We start from the raw sequence: 21,622 nt of genomic DNA, 5'->3' as shown, positions 1-21,622 counted from the left end.
ATGGTGGGACAATATAAAGGAGGATCCCATGGAAAAGAAAGAATTGGTTTTGTATTCGAGAGAAGCCATTGCCGAACGCGTGCGCGCTTTGGCGAAGGAAGTGGATAAGGGCTATGAAGGAAAGGAAATTCTTGTCATCGGCCTGTTGCGTGGTAGCTTTGTCTTTTGCTCGGACTTGGTTCGCGAAATGAAAAGCAAAATGGAAATCGACTTTATGACCACCTCCAGCTACGAAAACAACGAATCCTCTTCCGGCGACGTGAAGGTCTTCGGCGATCTGCGCTCAGACGTGAAGGGGCGGGACGTATTGATCGTCGACGACATTATCGACACGGGCCACACCCTGCAGACGGTGACGGAGGCCATTAAGAAAATGGAACCGGCGTCGGTGAAGTCGGCGGTTATGTTGGACAAGCCTTCCCGTAGAGAAGTGGATTTTCATGCGGACTTCACGGGCTTCACCATCGACGATGTCTTTATTGTGGGCTATGGATTGAATTATGGGCCGTACTACAGAAACAAACCCTATATCTACACCTACGAGGATTAATTCAATCGCCCTGCTCTGGTGGTGTGTCCTCGCGGGCATTCTGTTTCTGCTGTTGGGGCCGATTCTTTCCCGTTCCGATCCATTGCTCGGCATCGTGCTCACGGAGGCCGTGGCGATTTTTGCGCCGGCCCTTATCTTCAGACGAAATTTTCCGGCGAAAACGAATAAGGGCATGGGCTTAGCCGAGGCGGCTCTTTTGACCGTGGCCGTCTTTCCCATTATTCTCGTGATCAACGGCATTTTTTTAGATGCCCTGAGCCGTATTTATCTTTTGGAAAATCAAAATTTGGATCTCCTTCGCGACGCCGGGCTTTTCAAGCAGATTCTCACCGTGGCCTTGGCGCCGGCGGTTATGGAAGAGTTCTTTTTTCGCGGCGTGTTGTGCGAGCGCTTCGCTCGCCGCAGTCCGCGAGGCGCCGTAGTTTTGTCGGCGGCACTTTTCGCCCTCTTTCATTTCGAGGCGCAAAACAGCCTGGCGCCCTTTCTCTTCGGATTGGTCCTGGGATACATTTACCTTTACGGTGGCTTAAAGGCCTGTATCTTTTCCCACTTTCTCTATAACCTTTCGTCCATTCTGTTTATTTACTTCTTTAACGAACGATGGATCGCTTCCTTTTCAAAAACCGGTCTCGTGTTGCGATTGGGCGGCATAAAAAACGCCACCACCGTGCTTCTTCTTTTGGCCGGTGTTATAGGCGTAGCTTTGATTTTACGGGCGTCCATGAAGCGGCCTTTGCCTCGGGGAAGAAAAGTGTTGCGCAGAAAGGAATGGATACCCGTGGCCGTGCTCGCAGTGATTTATGTGATTCAATTAATGTTATAGGAGGTCGATGATGGATAAATTAACACAAGCGACAGAAATTTTAAAAAAAGCAAACTACGCCGTCTGCTTGACCGGCGCCGGCATCTCGACTGAATCCGGCATTCCCGATTTCAGAAGCGATCGGGGCTACTACACCAATTTTGTTCCGGAGGACGCCCTCTCCGTCGGCGTGCTGGAAGGGGATCCCCAACGCTTTTACAGAGAGGGCTACACGATTTTAAAGGATCTGGAGGGCAAAAAGCCCAATCCCGGTCACGTGGCCTTGGCGAAAATGCAGGACGAGGGCTTTATTCACGAAATCATTACGCAAAACATCGACGACCTTCATCAGGCGGCGGGAGCGAAGCGGGTGCTTCAGGTTCACGGCGACGCTTCCACGGCGCGGTGTGAGCGCTGTAGCTATCGCGAGGATTTCAAAGCCTTTGACGAGCGGGTGCAGTCGGGAGAAATTCCGCCGAAATGCCCGAGATGCGGAGGCACCATGCGAACCAATGTGGTGCTCTTCGGCGACGCCATGCCCCAAGCCTTCGACGACGCTATCAAGGCCACGGAAAAAGCCGACACCATGATCGTCGTGGGCAGCTCCCTAAAGGTCATGCCCGTGGCTTATTTGCCGCGAATGGTTGAGCATCTCATCATCATCAACAAGGGCTCCACGCCCTACGATCACATGGCGGATGTGGTATTCGACGGTGAGGCCTCCTCGATTTTAACGGAACTGGAGAAGCGACTCAGTGAATGAATACGAGGCCTTCAGCCTGATCTATGACGCCGTCATGGCTAATTACGACTACGACGAGGCCTTTCGCTGGGTAAAAGAAGTAGCCGGCGAAGGGGACCGCTTTGATATTTTGGAAATGGCCATGGGCACGGGAAAGCTGGCGGAAAAACTGACGTCCATCGGCAACGTCACGGGCTTCGATCGCTCCGAGGAAATGCTGATGCAGGCCTACCGGCGGCTCTATAAAAATCCTCGTGCCAAGTGGACGAAGATGGATCTGAGGGATTTTTCCTTCAGCCACTCCTTCGACCTGATCCTCTGTCTCTGCGACGGGCTCAATTATTTGCCTGCCGAGGCGGAGCTTTTGGCCTGCTTTAAACAGGTTCGTGCCCATTTAAAGGACGACGGGCGCTTCCTCTTCGACTTAAACACCGCCGCCCGTTTTCGGGAATACGGCGACCTGAAGGAAATTCGCGACGAAGAGGGCTACTTTTTAACTTGGGAAAATCACTTCGACGGACGGATAAATCGCTACGCCATTACCGCCTTTTTAGAAGGAGAGGACGGGGCCTACGAGCGCTTCGACGAGGTCCACGAGGAATATGTTTACGACGAAGAGACCGTGAGACGATGCTTAAAGGAAGCGGGCATGAAGGTGCTCGCCATCTACGACGGCTATAGCTTTTCTCCCGCGACAGATCAATCGAAGCGAATCAGTGTCGTCGCGGGAATCGATGAATAAAGGAGTTTTATGACCGATACATGTATTCGCGCAATAAATGAAAAGGGAACGATCAAAGTGAGCGTGGCCACGGCCACAGCCTTAGTGGAGACCGCCCGCATCACCCATCAAACCTCGGCGACGGCCACGGCGGCTTTGGGCCGAAGCTTAATCGCCGGGCTCTTGATCCGGAACAAATTAAAGGGCAAGGACGAGTCCATGACCATGATCGTGGATGGTTCCGGTCCCTTGGGACGAATCGTCGTCACCGGACATAACGACGGCCAAATTAAAGGCTATGTGGATCATCCGCAAGCGGACCTTCCAAGCCGGGAAAGCGACGGCAAGCTGGACGTCGGCGCCCTTGTAGGCCTGCCCGGCACCCTGACCGTCACCATGGACTTGGGCATGCGCGAGCCTTACACGGGAAAAGTCGCCCTCGTGAGCGGCGAAATCGGCGAAGACGTGGCACAGTATCTGTATCAGTCCGAACAGATTCCCTCGGCAGTGGGTCTGGGGGTCGCCGTAGACAAGGATTTAAGCGTGAAACACGCCGGCGGCTTTATTATCGAAGTTATGCCCGGCGCCGACAGCGACGAGATCGATCACCTGGAAAAGACATTGAAGGGCGTCAAGTCCGTGACTGAGCTGTTGGACCAGGGGCTGGATACAAAGGGGCTTTTGCACGCTCTCTTGCCCGGTTACGAATTGAAGCTATTAAGCGAGACGCCCATCGCCTATGTCTGCGAATGCTCCAAGGAGAAGGTAGCGGATTCCATTGCCGCCCTGCCGGATTTCGACATTCGGGAAATGATCAAAGAGGATCACGGCTGCGAAGCCACCTGTCATTTCTGCAATCGCAGATATCACTTCGACGAGGCGGAGCTCGAGGCCATGCTCTCCGCTCACGAGGCAGAGTAGGGAAGGTAATTTTTTACACCGCAGGTAAAAATTCTTGACAGATGCGTTAAGTTTCTGTAAGATAGAAAAAGGTTGTCGCTGACGACCTTGCCCAGATAGCTCAGTCGGTAGAGCAGCAGACTGAAAATCTGCGTGTCGCTGGTTCGATTCCGGCTCTGGGCACCACTTGCGGAAGTGGCTCAGTGGTAGAGCATCGCCTTGCCAAGGCGAGGGTCGCGAGTTCGAATCTCGTCTTCCGCTCCAAGCTCGGTTTATACCGGGCTTTTTTGTTGCCCAATACATGAAGAGGAGACTACTCAATGACAATCATCAGAATCCTTTTGCCGCTCATATTAGTCTGCATACTGGCCATTTACGCGATTCATAGAGCAAAAAAATCGCAGCATTCAGGCGATACGGGTGAAGAAGAGAAAGCCGAGGATCATATAGCTGAGGGCATGGCCATCGGCATGGGCCTGGGTACGGCGGTGGGAGTCGCCTTTGGCGCGGAAAATTTGGCAATCGGAACCTCCATCGGTATGTTGCTGGGTATGATTTTCGGGATGAATGTTAAAGATAAATAGATTTCTAGCCTATAATGGCTTATTACCTGAAGCCTATCAGAAACGGATACCTAAGCTTAATAAAATTGACTTTTGATTTCTCGATTGCTAAAATCATTTTTGAAACATTAGGTAAAAACGAGTGCGTAACGAAGGATGAAAGATGATGGTATGAAAGTTCTACATATTTTAAACTATGTCGGCAGAGGCGGCAGTGAAAGTTACATCAAGAACCTCGTCAATACAAATAATCCTTCTATTACCCATGAACTCGTCTATAATATCGACGGAGACGGTCTGAGCGAATTTAAGGAAATCGGGATGATGGCCACTCATGTATCCATGAGTTCCTCTTTAGATTTAAGGGCCGCCATTAAAATAAAAAACTACGTCAAAGCAAATCACGTCGATGTCGTGCATACGCACTTTATGCGTGAAAACGGCATTGCTTTTTTAAGTTCACTTATAGGCATGAGGGCTCCGATTATCAATACGCGGCATATGGTGTCGGTGATCAATAAGAATGCGGCCGTATTCAACCGTTTGTTTTTTACGAGAAACCATTCTATTTTTGCCGTCAGCTCCATCGTCAGAGAAAAGCTTATTGAAGAAGGCGTTCATCCTGAAAAGATCATTACACTTCCTCCGCCTTTTCCACTTATTGAATCTGACGAAATCGTCGAGAAGCCCGAAGGGGAGAAGTGGATTCTTTCTGTGGGAAGATTATCGGAAGAAAAGGGACCTCTATTTTTCATCGACGCGTTAGAGGTTCTTTTTCACGAAGTGGAAAATGTGAAGGCTCTCATTATAGGTAACGGCCGTTTGGAAGAGGAAACTCGAAAGAAAATCGAAAAATACCATTTGGAAGATAAAATCATAATGCTGGGCTACAATTCCAAGCCCTATGATTATTTGAAATCAGCTGATCTTTATGTTAATCATTCCCGGGAAGAGGCTTTCGGCCTTTCCATCGTAGAGGCTGCTCAATGTAAGGCGCCACTGTTAATTACGCAAAATTGCGGGGCGTCGGATTATTTTAATGAGGAGAACGAAAGCGCTCTAACCTATCCCTTTGGCGACAAGGGTGCCTTAGCGGAAAAGGCGTCGGCAATTTTGAAGGATCCCGATTTACGAAAGAAGCTTGTCAGCAATGCTGAGCGCATCGTAACTGAAGAAATCAATCGAGAGGCAATTATCAGAAAGATCGAAAAAACATATGAAGGAGCAATTCATGGCAACAAAAAAGCTTAAACTGTTAGATATTCTATTTATTCTTCTCCTTGTAGCTTTCCTCGTCATTATCGTGCGTCAAAAAACGATGGACCAAGGCGACGTAAACGGGAGCAACGGCGTGATTACCATCGAAGCTGATGAAATTGAAGCTGTGAGTACGGAAGCCATTAAAGAAGGCGATGTATGTATCGACAAGCGGCGTAATAACACCATCGGTACCGTGGCATCTTATTCCGTAGGGAATCCTATCGACAATCCGTCGTCGGAATACAGAGGAACAGAAGACGGGCGAGGGGAAGGAAATAATTTTAAGTCCCTCAGAATAAATGTGGCCACACGGGCGAAACTCGGTGACGACGGAATCTATATCAACGGCACAAAGTGCCTACTCGGCGAAGAACTGACTTTTACCGTCGGAGACTTGCAAGTTCACGGAAAAATAAAAAACATCGAGGTAGAAAATGAAAAATAAGATAAGACTATTTGATGTTCTCATCGTCGTTGCATGCATCGCATCGGTCGTTCTCTTTGCAAATAAAATAAACATCGCGGAAGGTCGTACTTCGACAAAAGGAGGCGAGAGGGAAGCAGAGCTTACGATTGTCGTCCCTTATTTGGAAAAAGAAATAGCCGAGAAGATAAAAGTCGGCGCCCCCTTTAAGGATGTTCAACAGTCCATCACCCTGGGTACCATTGAATCGGTAGACAGGAAACCTTTAGATGACGAGGATTTTACCTTTAACGGCAAGACGCTTTCTGTGGAGAAGGATCTTTACGAAAAAGTGACCATTCATATCAAAGCCAAAGGTACGCCGACAGAAAAAGGCATTCTCATCGGCGAGACCAATTACTTTGTAGGTCAGTCCAATGATTACAGCGCCGGCATCGTAATGCTGGATCAAATCAGACTCTCTAAAATCCAATACTCGGGTGATTAAATGGAGCATATCATTCAACGGTTTAGAAGTAATTTAGGATACAATCCCTGGGAAGACTCGATGATTCGAAAGGGGTTGGCGACTCTTTACGGATTTTTAGAGAGCAAGCTTCAAACGCTTTTGGAATGGCTTGCAAACCATAGTTTACTTTTCAGTCTTCTGGCCTTGCTTTCAAAACACATCCCCCTTGTCATGGGCGTGGGCCTCGTGTTATGTAGCGTGATCCCCGACAGTTTGTGGTCCAATATATATCTCCTCCTAATGGCCTTCGGCCTTTGGATTCTCGGACTGATAAACAGAGAAGATAATGCGAAGCGACCTTTCGAAGACTTCTTCGTCTTATTTATGATCACCATAGTCCTCGCGACGGTATTTTCAATACATCCCGCCCTTAGCCTCCCTTATGGGTTAATATACGGTGCAGTCTTCGTTATATTTTCTGTATTCATCAATCAGATTAGATCTTGGGAGGATCTTTCAAAAGTGGTGATCGCCTTAGCTTTTGCAGCGCTAATGGTGAGCGTTTACGGGATCTTACAAAAACACGTCATCGGCGTATCGGTTAATCTATCCCAGACGGATATCAGCATTAGCCAGGAATTAAGCGGTCGAGTTTACAGCACCCTTGGCAACCCCAATATATTAGGCGAATTTTATCTTCTCGTCCTGCCTTTGGTTTGCGGACTTTTCCTAGTGCACGATTCCAAAATCGTAAAAGCACTGGCGGCTATGACACTACTGCTCTCGTTGTACGTCTTATTGGCGACGGGTTCCCGCTCGGCGTGGGGCTCCTTTGCTTTCGCCATGGCGGTGTTTATCGCATTGTACAAACCGCGGTTGTTGCCGATCTTTTTAATGATGGGGTTGATTTCGTTTTTCTTTATGCCACAGACCATTCAGGTGCGGGTCATGTCGATCTTCAACAAAAATGACTCTTCCCTCGGATACCGCCGCATGATTTACGAGGCTGCGTCGTTGATGAAAGGGGACTACCAATGGGTAGGCGGCGTGGGACTTGGCGGCGACATCTTCCAGAAGGTCTTCGAAAGCTACAAGGTGAATGAGCTTTCGACCGTCGCTCATAGCCACAATTTATATTTACAACTCGCTATCGAGGCGGGCATGTTTTCCGTCATCTTTTTATTATCTTATGTGGCAAAAATCGTTTTAAAGGCGCTTTCGAGTTTTGCGCAAAACAAAAGCGGCAAAGAGGGTAAGATAAAAATTCTGCAGATCGCCTGCATAGCTTCTCTCGCCGGCTTCTTTTTAATGAGTTTTGTGGATTATACCTGGTTCTACTTCAGGATCGTCGTCTTGTTTTTTGCCGTCGTGGGAATCTTATCGAATCTCAATAATGTGAAAGCACAATCAGATAAAGCTGAATAAAAACAGCCCTCGGCATAGCTGCGGGCTGTTATTTATATTAAAGCGAACAAAATCTTCTTCGCTAAAAAGGAAAAAGGAATTTTCTTAAAATTCGCAATAAAAAAACCGCCGAGATTTCTCGACGGTTTTGGAGGCGACACCCGGACTTGAACCGGGGATAAGGGTGTTGCAGACCCGCGCCTTACCACTTGGCTATGTCGCCTTACGCGTTGACTATGTGATTATAACATAGACTTTAATTTAAGGCAAGATTCATATTTTCACTACAGAAATTGCCTCGGAAAGCCTTATAGATCAATATTCTATGGTATAATGAACCATTAGATCAGAGCACATACCGAAGGGGGTACTTATGAAAGAGCTGCTTGAAAAATTACAATCCGACGCCATGTCGGCCATCGACGACTCAAAGGTCATCGACGAATTGGAAAAAATTCGCTTGCAATATCTCGGCAAAAAAGGCGAGTTGACGCAAATTTTAAAAGGCCTGGGCAAATTGCCTAAAGAAGAACGCCCCGTCGTCGGCAGTTATGCCAACGAGGTGCGGGAAGCCGTACAGGCAAAGCTCGATGAAAAAATCGTCAGCTTAAAAGAAAGCGTCTACGAAGCGCGCATGGAAGATGAATACTTAGACGTGACTTTGGACGCGGGAAAACTGCGCGTCGGTCACCGCCATCCTCTCTTAAAGACCAAGGAGGAATTGGAAGATCTCTTTGTGGAAATGGGCTTTACCGTCGTAGACGGTCCGGAAATCGAAAGTGTCGAAAACAATTTCGACGCCTTGAATTCGCCGAAGAACCACCCGTCTCGCGATAAGAGCGACACCTTCTACATCGACGACAAGACCTTGCTTCGCACCCACACATCGCCGATGCAAATCCGCGCCATGAAGGAATACGGCGCGCCCCTTCGCATTGTCAGCAGCGGCCGCGTCTTCCGCTTCGACGACGTGGACGACACCCACTCGCCTATGTTCCATCAATTCGAAGGCTTGGTCGTAGATAAGGGCGTGAGCCTGGCCAATTTAATCGACACATTAAATGTCTTCGTCAAGGAAATGTTCGGTGACGATATGCAAATCAGATACCGTCCCCATAACTTCCCCTTTACGGAACCTTCCACGGAAGTCGACGTCACCTGCCTCGTTTGCCACGGTGAAGGCTGCCCCGCCTGCAATCACACGGGCTGGAGCATGGAACTATTGGGCGCCGGCGTCGTTCACCCCAACGTCCTCAGAAACTGCGGCATCGATCCGGACGTTTACAGCGGCTTCGCATTCGGTATGGGCATCGACCGTATCGCCATGGTTAAATACGGCATTACGGACATTCGCCTCATGTTTGAAAACGACGACCGTTTCTTGTCTCAATTCTAGGAGGTGCTGAAGGATGTTTTTACCTAAATCATGGCTTGAAAAATACGTAGAACTCTCCGGCGACACGCGGAGCATGTGCGACGAAATTACCGCCACGGGCAATCACGTGGAATCCATTATCGATCGCAGCGCGGGCCTGGAAGGCGTGGTCGTTGGAAAAATTTTAAAAATCGAACCCCACCCCGATGCGGATAAATTAGTGGTTTGCCAAATCGACGTAGGCGGCGAAGTGAAACAAATTTTAACCGCCGCTAAGAATGTCTTTGAAGGGGCCGTGGTCCCCGTGGCCTTAGACGGCGCAAAGCTGGCCGGCGGATTGAAAATTAAAAAGACGAAGATGCGCGGCCTTCCCAGCGAGGGCATGATGTGTTCCTTGGAAGAAGTGGGCCTGGACACCTCCGTCATTCCCAAGGACGCTCGCGACGGCATTCATATTTTGCCGGAAGACACCCCCTTGGGCAGCGACTACACCAAGGTGTTGGAGCTGGACAAGGAAGTCATCGAGCTTGAAATCACGCCGAACCGCCCGGACTGCTTAAGCGTTCGCGGTATGGCCATCGAAACGGCGGCTTCCACGGGCAGCACCTTGAGACAACAGAGTGTCACCGTCACGGAAGATAGCGACGTGTCCATGAAAGACGCCTTTAACGGACTCAATGTGGAAACGGAAAATGCGTCGCGCTTTTACTTGCGCATGCTCACGGATGTGGAGGTCAAACCTTCGCCCCAATGGATGCAAAACGACTTAATGGCCGCAGGCGTGCGCCCCATTAACAATATCGTCGACTTAACCAACTACGTCATGTTGGAATTCGGCCAACCCCTTCACGCCTACGACCTGGAGCACTTAAACGGCAAGGAAATCCACGTGCGCATGGCGAAGGATAAAGAAAAGATGCACACCCTGGACGGCAACGAACATACCTTGTGCGAAGACGACATCGTCATCGCAGACAGAGACGGCATTATCGGTCTCGCCGGTGTCATGGGCGGCGACATTTCCGGCGTCAACGAAAAGACGACCACCGTCGTTTTGGAAGGCGCCAATTTCGAAGCCGATCACATTCGCAAGACCTCCAAGCGCCAAAGCCTGCGCTCGGAAGCCTCCACCCGCTTTGAAAAAGGCTTGGATCCCAACACGGCGAAGGAAGCCGTGGACCGCGTCTGCGAACTGGCCGTGGAAATCGGCGCGGCAAAAGTGGCCAAGGGCTGCTTCGATCACTACCCGAAGGAAGTTACGCCCTGGACCGTCGATGCCAAAGTGAGCCGTATTAACGCCCTCTTAGGCACGGATATTTCCGGAGAAGGCATGGTAAAAATTTTAGAATCTCTCTTGATTCCCACCACCCTCGACGGCGACGACCTACACGCAAAGATTCCCACCTTCAGAGGCGACTTGCACATTTGGGAAGACTTGGCGGAAGAAGTGGGACGGATTTACGGCTTCGGCAACATTACGCCGCTACCCTTAAAGGGCACCTTGACCCGCGGGGGCAAGAGCTTGTTCCGCCGGGTGCAAAAGAGCGCAGAACAAGTGCTTCTCGCAGCCGGCTTCGACGAATTTATGACTTATTCCTTCATGGGTCCCTCTGCTTTCGACCGGATTCAATTGGCGGCCGACGACCCCTTGAGAGAAGCGGTAAAAATTTCCAATCCTTTGGGCGAAGAGTACTCCATTATGCGGACCACCCTTCTTCCCAATATGTTGGATATTTTCGTGAAGAACATGAGCTACAAAAACCCCTCGGCTTATGGTTTTGAATTCGGCAATGTGTTCTCTGTGGACAAAGACGCCGACGGCCTGCCCAAGGAATATATGAAGCTCGCCATCGGTTTCTACGGCGAAGAAGATTTCTACTACCTGAAAAAAACCGTGGCCACCGTTTTGAAACGCTTAGGTATCGAAGGGGTGCGCTTCGTGCAGGTACAAGACTTCCCTCTGTTCCACAAGGGACGCCAAGCGGAGGTTTATATCGAAGAGGAATGCATCGGTCGATTCGGCTGCATTCACCCGAAGGCTCAAGCAGACCTGGGCATGAAACAGCCCGTCTACATGGCCGAGTTGGACTTCTCGAAAATCGTGCCCATGGCGAAGGACATTATTACCTACAAGCCCATCGCCCGCTTCCCCTCCATCGAGCGGGACCTGGCCTTTATCGTGGACAAGCAGCTCCCGGCACAGGACTTGCTGGACTATGTGGAAAAAGAAGGCGGCGAACTTCTCGAATCCGTGGCTGTCTTTGACGTCTACTTCGGCAAGGGCATCGAAGAAGGCAAGAAGAGCATTGCACTGAAGCTGGCCTTCCGTCACGCCGAACGCACGCTGAAGGAATCGGAAATCGCCCATATTGTAGACGGCATTATCGAAGGAATCGAAGAGAAGTTTGACGCCAAATTACGATCTTAATAAGAGGTGTGAGATGACAAAGACGCGCGTACAGGTTGAAATTGCAGGCATGACCTTTCATGTTATCGGAGAAGACGACGACGCTTACGTCAAGTCCTTGGCCGATGAGGCCAATGAGCGCATTCGGGATGTGGAAAGCCACAACTATCGCTTAAACGACGTACAGGTTTATATTTTAAGTCTTTTAAATGCTCTGGATGAAAAGAATAAGGAAGCTCGGGCCCAAGAGGCGGCCGATGCTTTGGCGGGAGATGCCCAAGGCGTGAAGGAAAAGCTTGAAGAAATCGACGCGCTGAACAAACGCCTGAAGGAAGCGAACGATGCTTTGACGGCGAAGGATAATCGCCTCGAGGAATTGGAATCTCGCCTGAAAGAGCTGGACGACGAAAAGAAAAAGCTGGAGCGGGAAAATGCCGCCTTGGTCGAAGAAAAAGCCGGTTCCGAAGAACATCTGAAAGAAAAGGACGATAAGATTCGCGAGCTGGAAGAAAAGAATTACGAAACGCAAATGCGTCTCGTGGATTTGAATAAGGAAATTTACGTCCTGCGCGGTGACCATGAACAGGAATAATGTAGAGCTCTTGGCACCGGCGGGAGGCATGGCGTCTTTTTACGCGGCCATTAACAGCGGCGCCGACGCCGTATATTTAGGCGGGAAGGAATTTTCCGCCAGGGCAAGTGCACAGAATTTCACGGCAGAGGAGATGGCGAAAGCTGTCTCCTATGCCCATGTCAGGGGCAAGCGCGTCTTCGTCACATTAAACATTTTGCTTTCCGACGAAGAGTGCGAGCGGGCCTTGGATTACGCGGCGGAGCTTTACGAAATAGGCGTGGATGCTTTGATCGTGCAGGACATCGGCTTTGCGGAATTGGTAGCGAAGTATTTGCCCGATTTCGAACTCCACGCCTCCACCCAGATGAGCGTCATGGATCTGGAGGGCGCCCGTTATTTGGAAAAGATGGGCTTTAGCCGCGTGGTGGTGGGAAGAGAAATCTCCCTCGACGAAATTCGCCGCATTAAAGAAGGCACGGATCTCGACATCGAAGCCTTTTGTCACGGCGCCCTCTGCGTCTCCATCAGCGGCCAATGCGAAATGAGCTCTTATATCGGCGGGCGAAGCGGCAATCGCGGCAACTGCGCCCAGCCCTGCAGAAAGCAGTACACCATCGAGGACGAGGCGGGACATACCGTTTACGACAAGGGATATATCATCAGCCCCAGGGATTTAAACACCATCGAATTCGTGGACCGCTTGGCGGAAGCCGGCGTCTATTCCTTCAAATTGGAAGGGCGCATGAAAAGTCCGGAATACGTGGCGGTGGTCACCTCTAATTACAACAAGGCCTTGGGCGGCGAAGACTTTCGCGTGGAAGACATGGCCCAAATGTTTAACCGCTCTTACACCAAGGGCGTGGGCTTCGGCGATTTCGGCAACGCCTTTATCACCGAGACACGTCCCAATCACCGCGGCGTAAAGATCGGCGTCGTGGCGGCCAACGATCCCGTCCGAGGTACCCATGTGGACTGGAAGACGGTACCCGACGAGGGGGACCTCTTGGAATTTACCGTGGACGGCGAAAAGAAGCGGCACACCTTCGCCGGCAAGGCGGAACATATTATAAAGCTCCCCTTTGAGCCGGACGTAGGGACCACGATTCTTCGTCTCTCTTCCGTGAAGCTTAACGAAGCGGCGGGGAAGAAAGCGGAAGAGATTGCGGGCACGCAAAATGTGGACGGCCATTTTTACGCCCATATCGGCGAGGTGCCACGCTTCACCTTATCCGGCGACCACCGCGCTGAAGCCCTGGGAGATGTTGCCCTGGAGCGGGCGCAAAAGGCGAAGGCAAACAAGGAGCGCATTCGGGAAAATCTCGGAAAATTCGACGGTTCCGTCTATGCCCTGAACAAGGTGACACTGGATATGGACGACGACGTCTTTCTCCCCATCTCCACGGTCAACGATCTTCGCCGGCGGGCCCTTGCAAGCTACGAAAAAAATGAAGGACGGGAGCGCCCGACATTTACTTTCGCCGAAAACTTTATAAAGAAGAATCCGGAGAAAACCCTGCTCACAGTAGAGATCTCGGAGGAAGAGGCCATTTACGATTTGCCCTACGAGCTCCTCGATCGGCTGGAATTATATTTCCTGCCCTCGCCGGAGGCCATGGACTTTTTAAAGGGCGTGGGCGTGCCGGTATACTACAGCTTTCCCTACGAAACGCCGGCGGGCTACGAAAAAGTAAAAAACTTTTTCCACGGTGGCATCGTTCAAAGCTTAGGCCAGTTCGAAAAAGTTTCCGGCCGCGCCGTGGCGGGTGAAGGGCTCAATATCTTTAACGCTTACAGCTTCCGCCACTTCAAAGAGGCCGAGAGCATTATTCCCTCCTTCGAGTGCAAGAGGCAGCAGTTGGAAGCCCTCTACCGACGCTTCGGCACCTGCGGCGAAATCCTTTACTACGGTTATCCCCGCTCCATGACCATGCGCCACTGCCCCATGAGTTTGGTGAAGGGCTGCGGCGTGGATAGGAGGTGCGACAGCTGCGCCTTCAGAAAAAATTATCGGCTGAGGGACGAGCGCAACGCCACCTTCCCCTTCCGCCGCGTCGGCGACATGACGGAGATCTATAACAGCGTCCCCATTTACCTGGGAGACAGGGCGAAGGCCATTATGGCCATGAAGCCCGCGGCCTTAAAAATTCGCGGACGCATCGGCGAAGACTTAAATAAAATTATTGCGGAGGCCCATCGGGTCATCGAAGGGAAAGCCATTAAGAAGCCGGCGGTGACCAATTTCACTCGGGGTCATTACAATCGAGGTATTATTTAGAAAAGGAGGAGACATGGCGCCAAAAATCGAAGCCATTCTTGAATTTCACGACATCGTGGACCAAATAAAGAATTTGACGACGTCGAGCATCGGCAAAGCGCGCTGTGAATCCATGGCCTTTTCCGCCGATCCCGACGTCATCGAACAATGGCAGCAGGAGACCCAAGAGGCCTTTCGCCTGTTGGTGGAGCGTTCGGCGCCGCCCTTATCCGGCGCCCGTCCCGTGGCGAAAAGCGCCCACTACGCTTCTCGCGGCGGCGTGCTTCACATCAGCGAGCTTTTGGAAATCGGCGATTCTTTGCGCGGCGTCTCCCGCATGCGCAAGTACATGACCGATGTAGACGAGTCTGTGGAAGACCCCTATCCCTCCATTCGCGCCATGGTATCGGCCCTTTGGACTCAAGGGGACTTGCGTGAGCGCATCGAAGCCACCATCGAATCGGAGGATTCCATTTACGACGACGCCTCGCCGGCGCTGAAAAGCATACGGCGCAATTTGGCGCGAAAAAAAGATCAAGTACGGGACAAGCTGCAGTCCATATTAAATGCCAAGGACCTGCAGGAATCTCTGCAGGATTCCATCGTCACCATGCGGGAAGGCCGCTACGTGGTGCCCGTACGCCACGACGCCAGAAACAAGGTCAAGGGTCTGGTCCACGACATGAGCGCCTCGGGCCAAACGGTTTATATCGAGCCCATGGCCATCGTGGAAGCCAACAACGACATTCGTCAGCTGGAACTGGAGGAGCGGGAAGAGATTCAGCGAATTCTGCAGGAGCTTTCCGAGGAAGTGGGGCAGTACCCCGAAGCCTTTGCGGAAAACGAGCGGCTCTTCGGCCAACTGGATTTTATTTTCGCCAAGGCAAAGCTGGCGTCGGATCAAAACGCCGTTCGCCCCAAGCTTTCAAAGGCGCGGGAGACGAAGCTCATTAACGCCCGTCATCCCCTTATCGACCGCCACAAGGTGGTTCCCTTAAGCTTGGAGCTGGGCGGCGAGAATCGGGGGCTCATCATTACCGGCCCTAATACGGGGGGCAAGACCGTGAGCCTGAAGACCCTGGGCCTTATGGTGCTGATGACCCAGTGCGGTCTGCACATTCCGGCGGATCTCGGCACGGTCATCGGCGTCTATGACGGCGTCTATGCCGACATCGGCGACGAGCAGAGCATCGAGCAATCCCTGTCCACCTTCAGCGGCCACATGGTTCACATCGTGGACATTTTAAAGGCCGTAAACGAAAACAGTCTGGTGCTCTTCGACGAGCTGGGCGCCGGCACCGACCCAACGGAAGGGGCGGCCTTGGCCGTCAGCATCATCGAGCACCTTATGGCCAGGGGCGTGAGCTTTATGGCCACTACCCACTACACTCAGCTCAAGCTTTACGCCTTGACGCGGGAGGGCGTGCAAAACGCCTCCATGGAATTTGACGTGGAAACCTTGACGCCGACCTATCGGCTGCACGTCGGCGTGCCCGGCAAGAGCAACGCCTTTGAAATTTCTTCCCGCCTCGGTTTGCCGAAGGAAATTTTAGACGGCGCCGAGGAATTTTTAGAAAGCGAAGACATCGCCTTTGAAGACGTCCTTTCGACTTTAGAGGCCGAGCGAAGCCGATTGGAAAAGCGAGAGGCGGAGCTGGTCCAATTAACCGGCGAGTACCGACGGGAGATGGCCGAGGCAAAAAAATCGGCGGCTCGCTTAAATTCCGAGAAGGATCAAATTTTGCAAAAGGCGAGGGACGAGGCGCGGCGCATCGTAAAATCCGCCAAGGAAGATGCGGATCTCGCCGTGTCCGAAATTCGCGACATTCGCGAACAGCTGCGCAAGGAAGACGCCCAAACCTTGCAACAGGCACAGGATCTTTTGCGGGAAGGGCGAGACAAATATCGCGATAAGGACGAAGGCATCGTCCTTAAGCGGGCGGCAAAGCCCGCCAAGGCGTTGAAGCCGGGGGACGAAGTTTTTGCGGAATCTTTGGGCGTATCCGCCACGGTGCTGGAAGGACCCGATTCCAAGGGCGAGGTGCTGGTGCAGGCGGGGCTTATGAAAATGACCTTATCCGCCGAGTCCTTGATTCGAAGCGAGCCGGCGGCCACCACGGAGAAAAAGGTCAACGCGTCGAAGGTGCGCCAAAAGAAACAGAAGCACGCCAAAACGGAAATCGACATTCGGGGCAAGACCTTCGAAGAGGCGGAGCCCGTTTTGGAAAAAGCCTTGGACGACGGCTACCTGGCGTCCTTGGACCGCATACGTATTATTCACGGAAAAGGCACGGGGACGCTGCGCAAGAAAGTAAAGGAATACCTGCGCCATCACCCGTCGGTTAAAAAGCAGGAAGATGCCGAGCCGGCAGAAGGCGGCAGTGGCGTGACCATTGCATACTTAAGATAGGAGAGACTATGATCGATTTTAAAGAACAAATAGCAGAGGGCCTGGCTCGGGAAACGGGGCTGGATAAAAAAGATTTACTATTCAAAATTGAAACGCCGCCGGAGAGAAAAATGGGGGACTACGCCTTCCCCACCTTTACTTTGGCAAAGACCATGCGGAAAAATCCTGCCATTATCGCCCAAGAGCTGAAGGAAAAGCTGGAAGGCATGGAAGGCATTGCCGACATCGTCGTCGCCGGTCCTTATCTGAACTTTTTCATCGACACGAAGACCCTGGCCGATCACGTGCTGAAGGCCGTGGTGGAAGAGGGCGACCGCTTCGGCGCGTCGAATTTAGGCGAAGGCAAGACCGTCATCGTGGAATATTCCTCGCCCAACATTGCCAAGCCCTTTCACATCGGCCATATTCGCACCACCATTATCGGCGACTCCATTAAGCGCATTTACAAGCACTTGGGATATAAGGTAGAGGCCATTAACCACTTAGGTGATTACGGCACCCAATTCGGCATGATGATCGAGGCCTACAAGCGCTGGGGCGACGACGAAGTCATCGAGAAAAACCCCATTCCCGAGCTGGTAAAGCTCTATGTGCGCATCAACAAAGAGGCGGAAGAGGACAAGGAGCTTTTGGACAATTCCAGAGAGTGGTTCAGAAAGCTGGAAAGCGGCGACGAAGAGGCCGTTTCCCTTTGGCAATGGTTCCGCGATTTAAGCTTGGAAGAATTTAAGCGGGTCTACGACATGCTGGACGTGGACTTCGATTCCTACCGCGGCGAATCCTATTACTCCGACTTAATGGTCAAGGCCGTGGATGAAATCAAGGCGAAGGGCCTGTTGGTGGAAGACCAAGGAGCACAGATCATTAACTTGGACAAGTACAATTTGCCGCCCTCTATTATTATTAAAAGCGACGGCTCCACCATCTACCTGACGCGGGACATTGCCACGGCGATTTTCAGAAAAGAGCACTACGATTTCTACAAAAACATCTACGTCGTAGGCAGTCAGCAAAATCTCCACTTCCAACAATTAAAGGCCATTTTAAAGGAAATGGGCTACGATTGGGCCGACGACTGCATCCACGTGCCCTTCGGCATGGTTTCTTTGCCCGAAGGCACTCTGTCCACGCGTAAGGGCAAAGTCGTCTATCTGGAAGACGTACTGAACCGGGCCGTGGACAAGGTGGAAGACATTTTGAAAGAGCGTGAAGAAACCGGTGGCATGAAAATGGAAAATCGCGACGAGCTTGCCCGTCAAGTGGGCATCGGCGCCGTGAAATTCCAAGAGCTCTTTAATCAACGAATTAAAGACTACGTCTTCGATTGGGACCGCACCTTAAGCTTCGACGGCGAAACCGGGCCTTATGTGCAATACACTCACGCACGCATGAATTCTCTGTTGGAAAAAGGCGGCTTCGATCCGAAAAACAAAGTGGATGCATCCCTGCTTTCATCGGAAGAAGAAAAAGAGCTGTTGCAAAAGCTTTACGGCTTCAATCAAGTGATCGTCGACAGCCACGAAAAGTACGAGCCCTATTTCGTGACTCGTTACATCACCGACTGCGCGAAGACATTTAACAAGTACTACACCAATACGCCCATTCTCGTCGACGACGAAGCACTGAAACAGGCTCGCCTGCTTTTGGTTTACGGCGTCAAAAATATGATCCGTATCGGCTTAGATCTTTTGGGTATCGAAGCCCCGGACAAAATGTAAGAGAGAGGCGAAAGCCTCTTTTTTTATGGAGGAAGTATGAAAGCTTTACTGGTCGCCCTCAACGCCAGCTACGTCCATACGAATTTGGCCGTGCGCCTGCTACGCGCATCGACGAAACGCCCCGTGGCTCTTCTGGAAATGACCATCAACGAATCGAGAGATGTCATGCTGCAAAAAATCCTGAGGGAAAGGCCCGATGCCATTCTCTATTCCGCCTATATATGGAATTGGTCGCAGATACAAATGCTGGGTCGCTATATACGAAAGGCCTTTCCTCTTATAAAGCAATATGTCGGCGGTCCGGAGGCCACCTACGACAGCGCCGAGCGCATGGAAGCGGAGCCCTGGATCGACGGCATTTTGCGAGGCGAAGGGGAGAGGAGCTTCGACGATTTTCTCGCCTGTTTGGAAGGGGAGGCGGACCGGAAACAGGTGCCGGGTCTGGTCTATCGAAGGGACGGGGAGATTTTTTCCGTGCCTTTGAAAGATACCTTTGCCATTAGCGAACTGCCCGCCGGTTACGACGAGGAAGCCCTAGACCACCGCATCGTCTATTACGAGTCCATGCGGGGCTGCCCTTACCACTGTAGCTACTGCTTGTCTTCTCAAGACGACGACGTGCGCTACCGCAGCGTGGATGAAATCAAAGAGCAGATGAGGCGGATTTTTAATACGGGCACGCAGCTGGTGAAATTTGTGGACCGTAGCTTTCACATTCGCCCCGAGCGCACCAAAGAAATCCTGCGCTTTTTTATCGACGAAGCGCCGAAGGACATGTGCATTCACTTCGAAATGAATCTGGAGCACATGACACCGGATGTAGCGGGAGTCATTAACGAGGCGCCGGCAGGGCTCTTTCAAATCGAAGCGGGGATCCAGTCGGTGAATCCCGAGGTGAACCGCCGCATTCATCGAAGCACGAATCTCGAGAAGATGAAGAAAGCCATGGACCTTATCGACCGGGATAAGGTGCATATCCACGTGGACTTAATCGTGGGTCTTCCCGGAGAAGACATGGAAAGCTTTCTTACGGGCTTCGATCGGGTGGTGCCTCTTCGCGCGAAAAAGATTCAAATCGGGTTTTTGAAGCTGCTGCGAGGGACGGAGCTGCGCCGGCGGGCCGAGGAATTTCGCATCATCTACGACGACGAGCCCCCCTATGAGGTCATTCGCACCGATGTCCTCAACGGGGAAGAGGTGCTGCTGTTAAAAAACTTCGCCACCGTCGTGGAAAATTATTATGACGAAGATGCCTTTCTCGCCGTAAGAGACGAGCTGAAGCGGCGGGGTGTAAAGCCATCGGATTTCTACATGGGTATGGCCGTCTCCCTTATGGAAAATATTCACGAGCAGCCTATAAAAAATCGGCAGGGCAAGCACCTCTTCCTCTATCGCTTCTTAAAAGAGAAGCATTGGATGGATGAGGCCATGTACCTTGCCCTCAAAGAAGATTTTTACTTTGCGGAAAACAAATACATCGGCGGCATCTTGCCCGTAGACGATCCCGAGCTGGGCCGCCAAGCCGTGGTGGACTTTTTAAAAAGCCATCCGGACTTCGTGCCCGCGGACGATCCCCTGAAAGCGTCGAAACAGGTGCGGGGTATCACCTTAGGCGCCACGAGGCGCTACATCTATTACGAAAAAGGAAAATACAAAAACCATATGGACGAAAGGAAGGACCATGGACAGTAAAAAATATTTAAGCGAATGGTACGACGCCATCGGCTTTCTCGAGCAAATGCCCGGCAAAAAACATATTTTAGGTGGCGCTCCCCTTCCCATATTGCAAAAGCATTTAATCGAGGAGATCAAGACACAGGATGAAGACGGCATCATGGACTATCGCCATATCTTCACCGCCATGTGTATCGTCGTGGCCTTGGACGAAGAATTTCCCTATGCCGACGCCTATTTGAAATTTCTAAAGGAAAATGCCGACGATGCACTGAAAGCCATCGACGGGCAAATAGCCTCGGCATTTCAGCGAAACGGAGCGGAAGAAATCTATCTCATGACTCGGGCAAAGGAAAGAATACGGGGAAGCGTGGAGGATCGCCTGGAAACCACCGCCGCAATGGAGGGCATTTATAATCAAAATTGGAGCGAAGACTCGGACCTCTCCGACCTTTTAAAAGAAATCACCGACCGCTATGAGGCTATAATAGAAGAAGATGAAAATTGCGCCGAAGCCTATGCCGCATTGAGTCGCATTTACGAAGCCCAGGCCATGTATATTAAAGCGAAATTTTATAGCGAAAAGGCGCTGAACTTGGCGGAAGACGATCTATTAAAGGATCAACTGCGCCGCGCATTGGAGCGATTACAAGAGCCGGCGGCTATCGACGGGGCAAAAACCTATCTCCACTACGGAAAATATGAAGAAGCCATCGAAGCCATTCAGTCCATCGACTCCCGCCATACGGAGCCCGCCACCTGCGCCCATATATTAGGCATGGCCTATTACGGCATGAAGGACATGGAAAACGCCATCCGCTTTTTGGAAGAGGCGGCGTCCTGCGGTGAAGACGGTGAGATCGAAAACGACCTGGCCATCGCCCTCGCTGCCGTCGGCAAAGAAAGAGAGGCCGTGGAAATACTCGCGGAAGTCATTGAAAGAGAAAAAGACAATCGAACGGCCTATATGAATCGCGGGATACTCAACTACAGGGCGGGAAAATTTGCGGAAGCACTAGACGACTTTGAGCGGGCCTATCGTCTGGCATCGGATCCGGATCTGTGGAGTCTGATCGAACAGACGAAAGAGATCGTAAAAGTGAGTTAACGACCGAATAAATTGACGTAAAATTCATATTGACAAGAAATAACTCAGTGCGTATAATATTACTTGCCCACTAAATCGGGCCCTGTTTTATAAGGAAACAATCTTTAAAAACGGGTTGACAAAATTCTGCCTCAAATGGTAAAATCAAAAAGTTATCGCGTGAGGCGTGCGGAAAGAATTTTTACAAAGTATTAAAAAGTTCTTGACAAAGCATGGCCTGCGAGATATACTAAATAAGCTGTTTCGAAAGAGACAGCACTGAACCAAGTTAATTAAATGGTATAAGAG

At 51.2% G+C, this 21,622-nt stretch carries 18 protein-coding genes and 3 tRNA genes; 20 read left to right on the top strand and 1 reads right to left on the bottom strand.

Annotation, left to right across the window (positions count from 1 at the left end; genetic code table 11):
* The first annotated feature begins 28 nt into the window (after positions 1 to 28).
* The 12 genes from hpt (at position 29) to BQ7397_RS00050 (ending at position 7,835) form a co-directional block, all read left to right on the top strand.
* Positions 29 to 550 (top strand): hypoxanthine phosphoribosyltransferase, encoded by a 522-nt coding sequence (gene hpt / locus BQ7397_RS00105; RefSeq protein ID WP_077074176.1) that lies wholly within the window; start codon positions 29 to 31, stop codon positions 548 to 550.
* Positions 501 to 1,373, top strand: a complete 873-nt coding sequence (locus BQ7397_RS00100) for a CPBP family intramembrane glutamic endopeptidase (protein ID WP_083703323.1) — start codon at positions 501 to 503, stop codon at positions 1,371 to 1,373. Before hpt ends, BQ7397_RS00100 begins: the two co-directional genes overlap by 50 nt.
* 10 nt (positions 1,374 to 1,383) lie before the next feature.
* Positions 1,384 to 2,115, top strand: coding sequence for an SIR2 family NAD-dependent protein deacylase (locus BQ7397_RS00095; RefSeq protein WP_077074174.1), 732 nt, complete (start codon positions 1,384 to 1,386; stop codon positions 2,113 to 2,115).
* Positions 2,108 to 2,836, top strand: a complete 729-nt coding sequence (locus BQ7397_RS00090; protein ID WP_077074173.1) for a class I SAM-dependent DNA methyltransferase — start codon at positions 2,108 to 2,110, stop codon at positions 2,834 to 2,836. The genes BQ7397_RS00095 and BQ7397_RS00090 overlap by 8 nt, the downstream gene beginning before the upstream one ends.
* A gap of 9 nt (positions 2,837 to 2,845) precedes the next feature.
* The gene (hslO, locus tag BQ7397_RS00085; RefSeq protein ID WP_077074172.1) at positions 2,846 to 3,736 is read left to right on the top strand and encodes an Hsp33 family molecular chaperone HslO; all 891 of its coding nucleotides are present in this window, start codon (positions 2,846 to 2,848) and stop codon (positions 3,734 to 3,736) included.
* Between the two features lie 89 nt (positions 3,737 to 3,825).
* Positions 3,826 to 3,901, top strand: a tRNA-Phe gene (locus BQ7397_RS00080).
* Between the two features lie 3 nt (positions 3,902 to 3,904).
* Positions 3,905 to 3,979: transfer RNA gene (locus tag BQ7397_RS00075), tRNA-Gly, on the top strand.
* Between the two features lie 56 nt (positions 3,980 to 4,035).
* Positions 4,036 to 4,299, top strand: coding sequence for a glycine zipper domain-containing protein (locus BQ7397_RS00070; RefSeq protein ID WP_077074171.1), 264 nt, complete (start codon positions 4,036 to 4,038; stop codon positions 4,297 to 4,299).
* A gap of 135 nt (positions 4,300 to 4,434) precedes the next feature.
* Positions 4,435 to 5,529, top strand: a complete 1,095-nt coding sequence (locus tag BQ7397_RS00065; protein ID WP_083703322.1) for a glycosyltransferase — start codon at positions 4,435 to 4,437, stop codon at positions 5,527 to 5,529.
* Positions 5,510 to 5,983, top strand: coding sequence for a DUF4330 family protein (locus tag BQ7397_RS00060; protein WP_077074169.1), 474 nt, complete (start codon positions 5,510 to 5,512; stop codon positions 5,981 to 5,983). The genes BQ7397_RS00065 and BQ7397_RS00060 overlap by 20 nt, the downstream gene beginning before the upstream one ends.
* Positions 5,973 to 6,449, top strand: a complete 477-nt coding sequence (locus tag BQ7397_RS00055; protein WP_077074168.1) for a DUF4330 family protein — start codon at positions 5,973 to 5,975, stop codon at positions 6,447 to 6,449. Before BQ7397_RS00060 ends, BQ7397_RS00055 begins: the two co-directional genes overlap by 11 nt.
* Before the next feature lie 60 nt (positions 6,450 to 6,509).
* Positions 6,510 to 7,835: an O-antigen ligase family protein gene (locus BQ7397_RS00050; RefSeq protein WP_159435145.1), complete on the top strand. Its 1,326-nt coding sequence runs from the start codon at positions 6,510 to 6,512 to the stop codon at positions 7,833 to 7,835.
* 128 nt (positions 7,836 to 7,963) lie between these two features.
* On the opposite strand, the gene BQ7397_RS00045 is transcribed toward BQ7397_RS00050, so the two are convergent.
* Positions 7,964 to 8,037: transfer RNA gene (locus BQ7397_RS00045), tRNA-Cys, on the bottom strand.
* Positions 8,038 to 8,187: 150 nt separating this feature from the next.
* On the opposite strand from BQ7397_RS00045, the gene pheS reads away from it, so the two are divergent.
* The 8 genes from pheS to BQ7397_RS00005 are packed head-to-tail and all read left to right on the top strand — an operon-like array spanning position 8,188 to position 21,334.
* The gene (gene pheS / locus BQ7397_RS00040) at positions 8,188 to 9,210 is read left to right on the top strand and encodes a phenylalanine--tRNA ligase subunit alpha (protein WP_077074166.1); all 1,023 of its coding nucleotides are present in this window, start codon (positions 8,188 to 8,190) and stop codon (positions 9,208 to 9,210) included.
* A 13-nt stretch (positions 9,211 to 9,223) separates the two neighbouring features.
* A complete protein-coding gene (gene pheT / locus BQ7397_RS00035; RefSeq protein WP_077074165.1) occupies positions 9,224 to 11,617 on the top strand; it encodes a phenylalanine--tRNA ligase subunit beta in 2,394 nt (797 codons plus the stop codon).
* A 13-nt stretch (positions 11,618 to 11,630) separates the two neighbouring features.
* Positions 11,631 to 12,188: a hypothetical protein gene (locus tag BQ7397_RS00030; RefSeq protein ID WP_077074164.1), complete on the top strand. Its 558-nt coding sequence runs from the start codon at positions 11,631 to 11,633 to the stop codon at positions 12,186 to 12,188.
* Positions 12,175 to 14,445 carry a peptidase U32 family protein gene (locus BQ7397_RS00025; RefSeq protein ID WP_077074163.1) on the top strand — a complete coding sequence of 757 codons (2,271 nt, stop codon included), beginning with the start codon at positions 12,175 to 12,177 and terminating at the stop codon, positions 14,443 to 14,445. The genes BQ7397_RS00030 and BQ7397_RS00025 overlap by 14 nt, the downstream gene beginning before the upstream one ends.
* Before the next feature lie 13 nt (positions 14,446 to 14,458).
* Positions 14,459 to 16,834, top strand: a complete 2,376-nt coding sequence (locus BQ7397_RS00020; protein ID WP_077074162.1) for an endonuclease MutS2 — start codon at positions 14,459 to 14,461, stop codon at positions 16,832 to 16,834.
* Positions 16,835 to 16,842: 8 nt separating this feature from the next.
* A complete protein-coding gene (gene argS, locus BQ7397_RS00015; RefSeq protein ID WP_077074161.1) occupies positions 16,843 to 18,552 on the top strand; it encodes an arginine--tRNA ligase in 1,710 nt (569 codons plus the stop codon).
* Positions 18,553 to 18,588: 36 nt separating this feature from the next.
* Positions 18,589 to 20,244, top strand: a complete 1,656-nt coding sequence (locus BQ7397_RS00010) for a B12-binding domain-containing radical SAM protein (RefSeq protein ID WP_077074160.1) — start codon at positions 18,589 to 18,591, stop codon at positions 20,242 to 20,244.
* The gene (locus BQ7397_RS00005) at positions 20,234 to 21,334 is read left to right on the top strand and encodes a tetratricopeptide repeat protein (protein ID WP_077074159.1); all 1,101 of its coding nucleotides are present in this window, start codon (positions 20,234 to 20,236) and stop codon (positions 21,332 to 21,334) included. The genes BQ7397_RS00010 and BQ7397_RS00005 overlap by 11 nt, the downstream gene beginning before the upstream one ends.
* The last annotated feature ends 288 nt before the right edge of the window (positions 21,335 to 21,622 follow it).

The sequence above is a fragment of the Aedoeadaptatus urinae genome (assembly GCF_900155585.1).
GTDB lineage: Bacteria > Bacillota > Clostridia > Tissierellales > Peptoniphilaceae > Aedoeadaptatus > Aedoeadaptatus urinae.
Note: the sequence above shows the minus strand (reverse complement) of the source record. Positions and strands in the feature narration are given on the sequence as shown.

Bases quoted from the DNA above. Each gene is read 5' to 3' on its own strand.
- BQ7397_RS00020 (WP_077074162.1), top strand. From the start codon at position 14,459: ATGGCGCCAAAAATCGAAGCCATTCTTGAATTTCACGACATCGTGGAC.
- hslO (WP_077074172.1), top strand. From the start codon at position 2,846: ATGACCGATACATGTATTCGCGCAATAAATGAAAAGGGAACGATCAAA.
- BQ7397_RS00060 (WP_077074169.1), top strand. From the start codon at position 5,510: ATGGCAACAAAAAAGCTTAAACTGTTAGATATTCTATTTATTCTTCTC.
- hpt (WP_077074176.1), top strand. From the start codon at position 29: ATGGAAAAGAAAGAATTGGTTTTGTATTCGAGAGAAGCCATTGCCGAA.
- BQ7397_RS00050 (WP_159435145.1), top strand. From the start codon at position 6,510: ATGATTCGAAAGGGGTTGGCGACTCTTTACGGATTTTTAGAGAGCAAG.
- pheS (WP_077074166.1), top strand. From the start codon at position 8,188: ATGAAAGAGCTGCTTGAAAAATTACAATCCGACGCCATGTCGGCCATC.
- pheT (WP_077074165.1), top strand. From the start codon at position 9,224: ATGTTTTTACCTAAATCATGGCTTGAAAAATACGTAGAACTCTCCGGC.
- BQ7397_RS00030 (WP_077074164.1), top strand. From the start codon at position 11,631: ATGACAAAGACGCGCGTACAGGTTGAAATTGCAGGCATGACCTTTCAT.
- BQ7397_RS00010 (WP_077074160.1), top strand. From the start codon at position 18,589: ATGAAAGCTTTACTGGTCGCCCTCAACGCCAGCTACGTCCATACGAAT.
- BQ7397_RS00005 (WP_077074159.1), top strand. From the start codon at position 20,234: ATGGACAGTAAAAAATATTTAAGCGAATGGTACGACGCCATCGGCTTT.
- argS (WP_077074161.1), top strand. From the start codon at position 16,843: ATGATCGATTTTAAAGAACAAATAGCAGAGGGCCTGGCTCGGGAAACG.
- BQ7397_RS00070 (WP_077074171.1), top strand. From the start codon at position 4,036: ATGACAATCATCAGAATCCTTTTGCCGCTCATATTAGTCTGCATACTG.
- BQ7397_RS00025 (WP_077074163.1), top strand. From the start codon at position 12,175: ATGAACAGGAATAATGTAGAGCTCTTGGCACCGGCGGGAGGCATGGCG.
- BQ7397_RS00065 (WP_083703322.1), top strand. From the start codon at position 4,435: ATGAAAGATGATGGTATGAAAGTTCTACATATTTTAAACTATGTCGGC.
- BQ7397_RS00055 (WP_077074168.1), top strand. From the start codon at position 5,973: ATGAAAAATAAGATAAGACTATTTGATGTTCTCATCGTCGTTGCATGC.
- BQ7397_RS00100 (WP_083703323.1), top strand. From the start codon at position 501: ATGGGCCGTACTACAGAAACAAACCCTATATCTACACCTACGAGGATT.
- BQ7397_RS00095 (WP_077074174.1), top strand. From the start codon at position 1,384: ATGGATAAATTAACACAAGCGACAGAAATTTTAAAAAAAGCAAACTAC.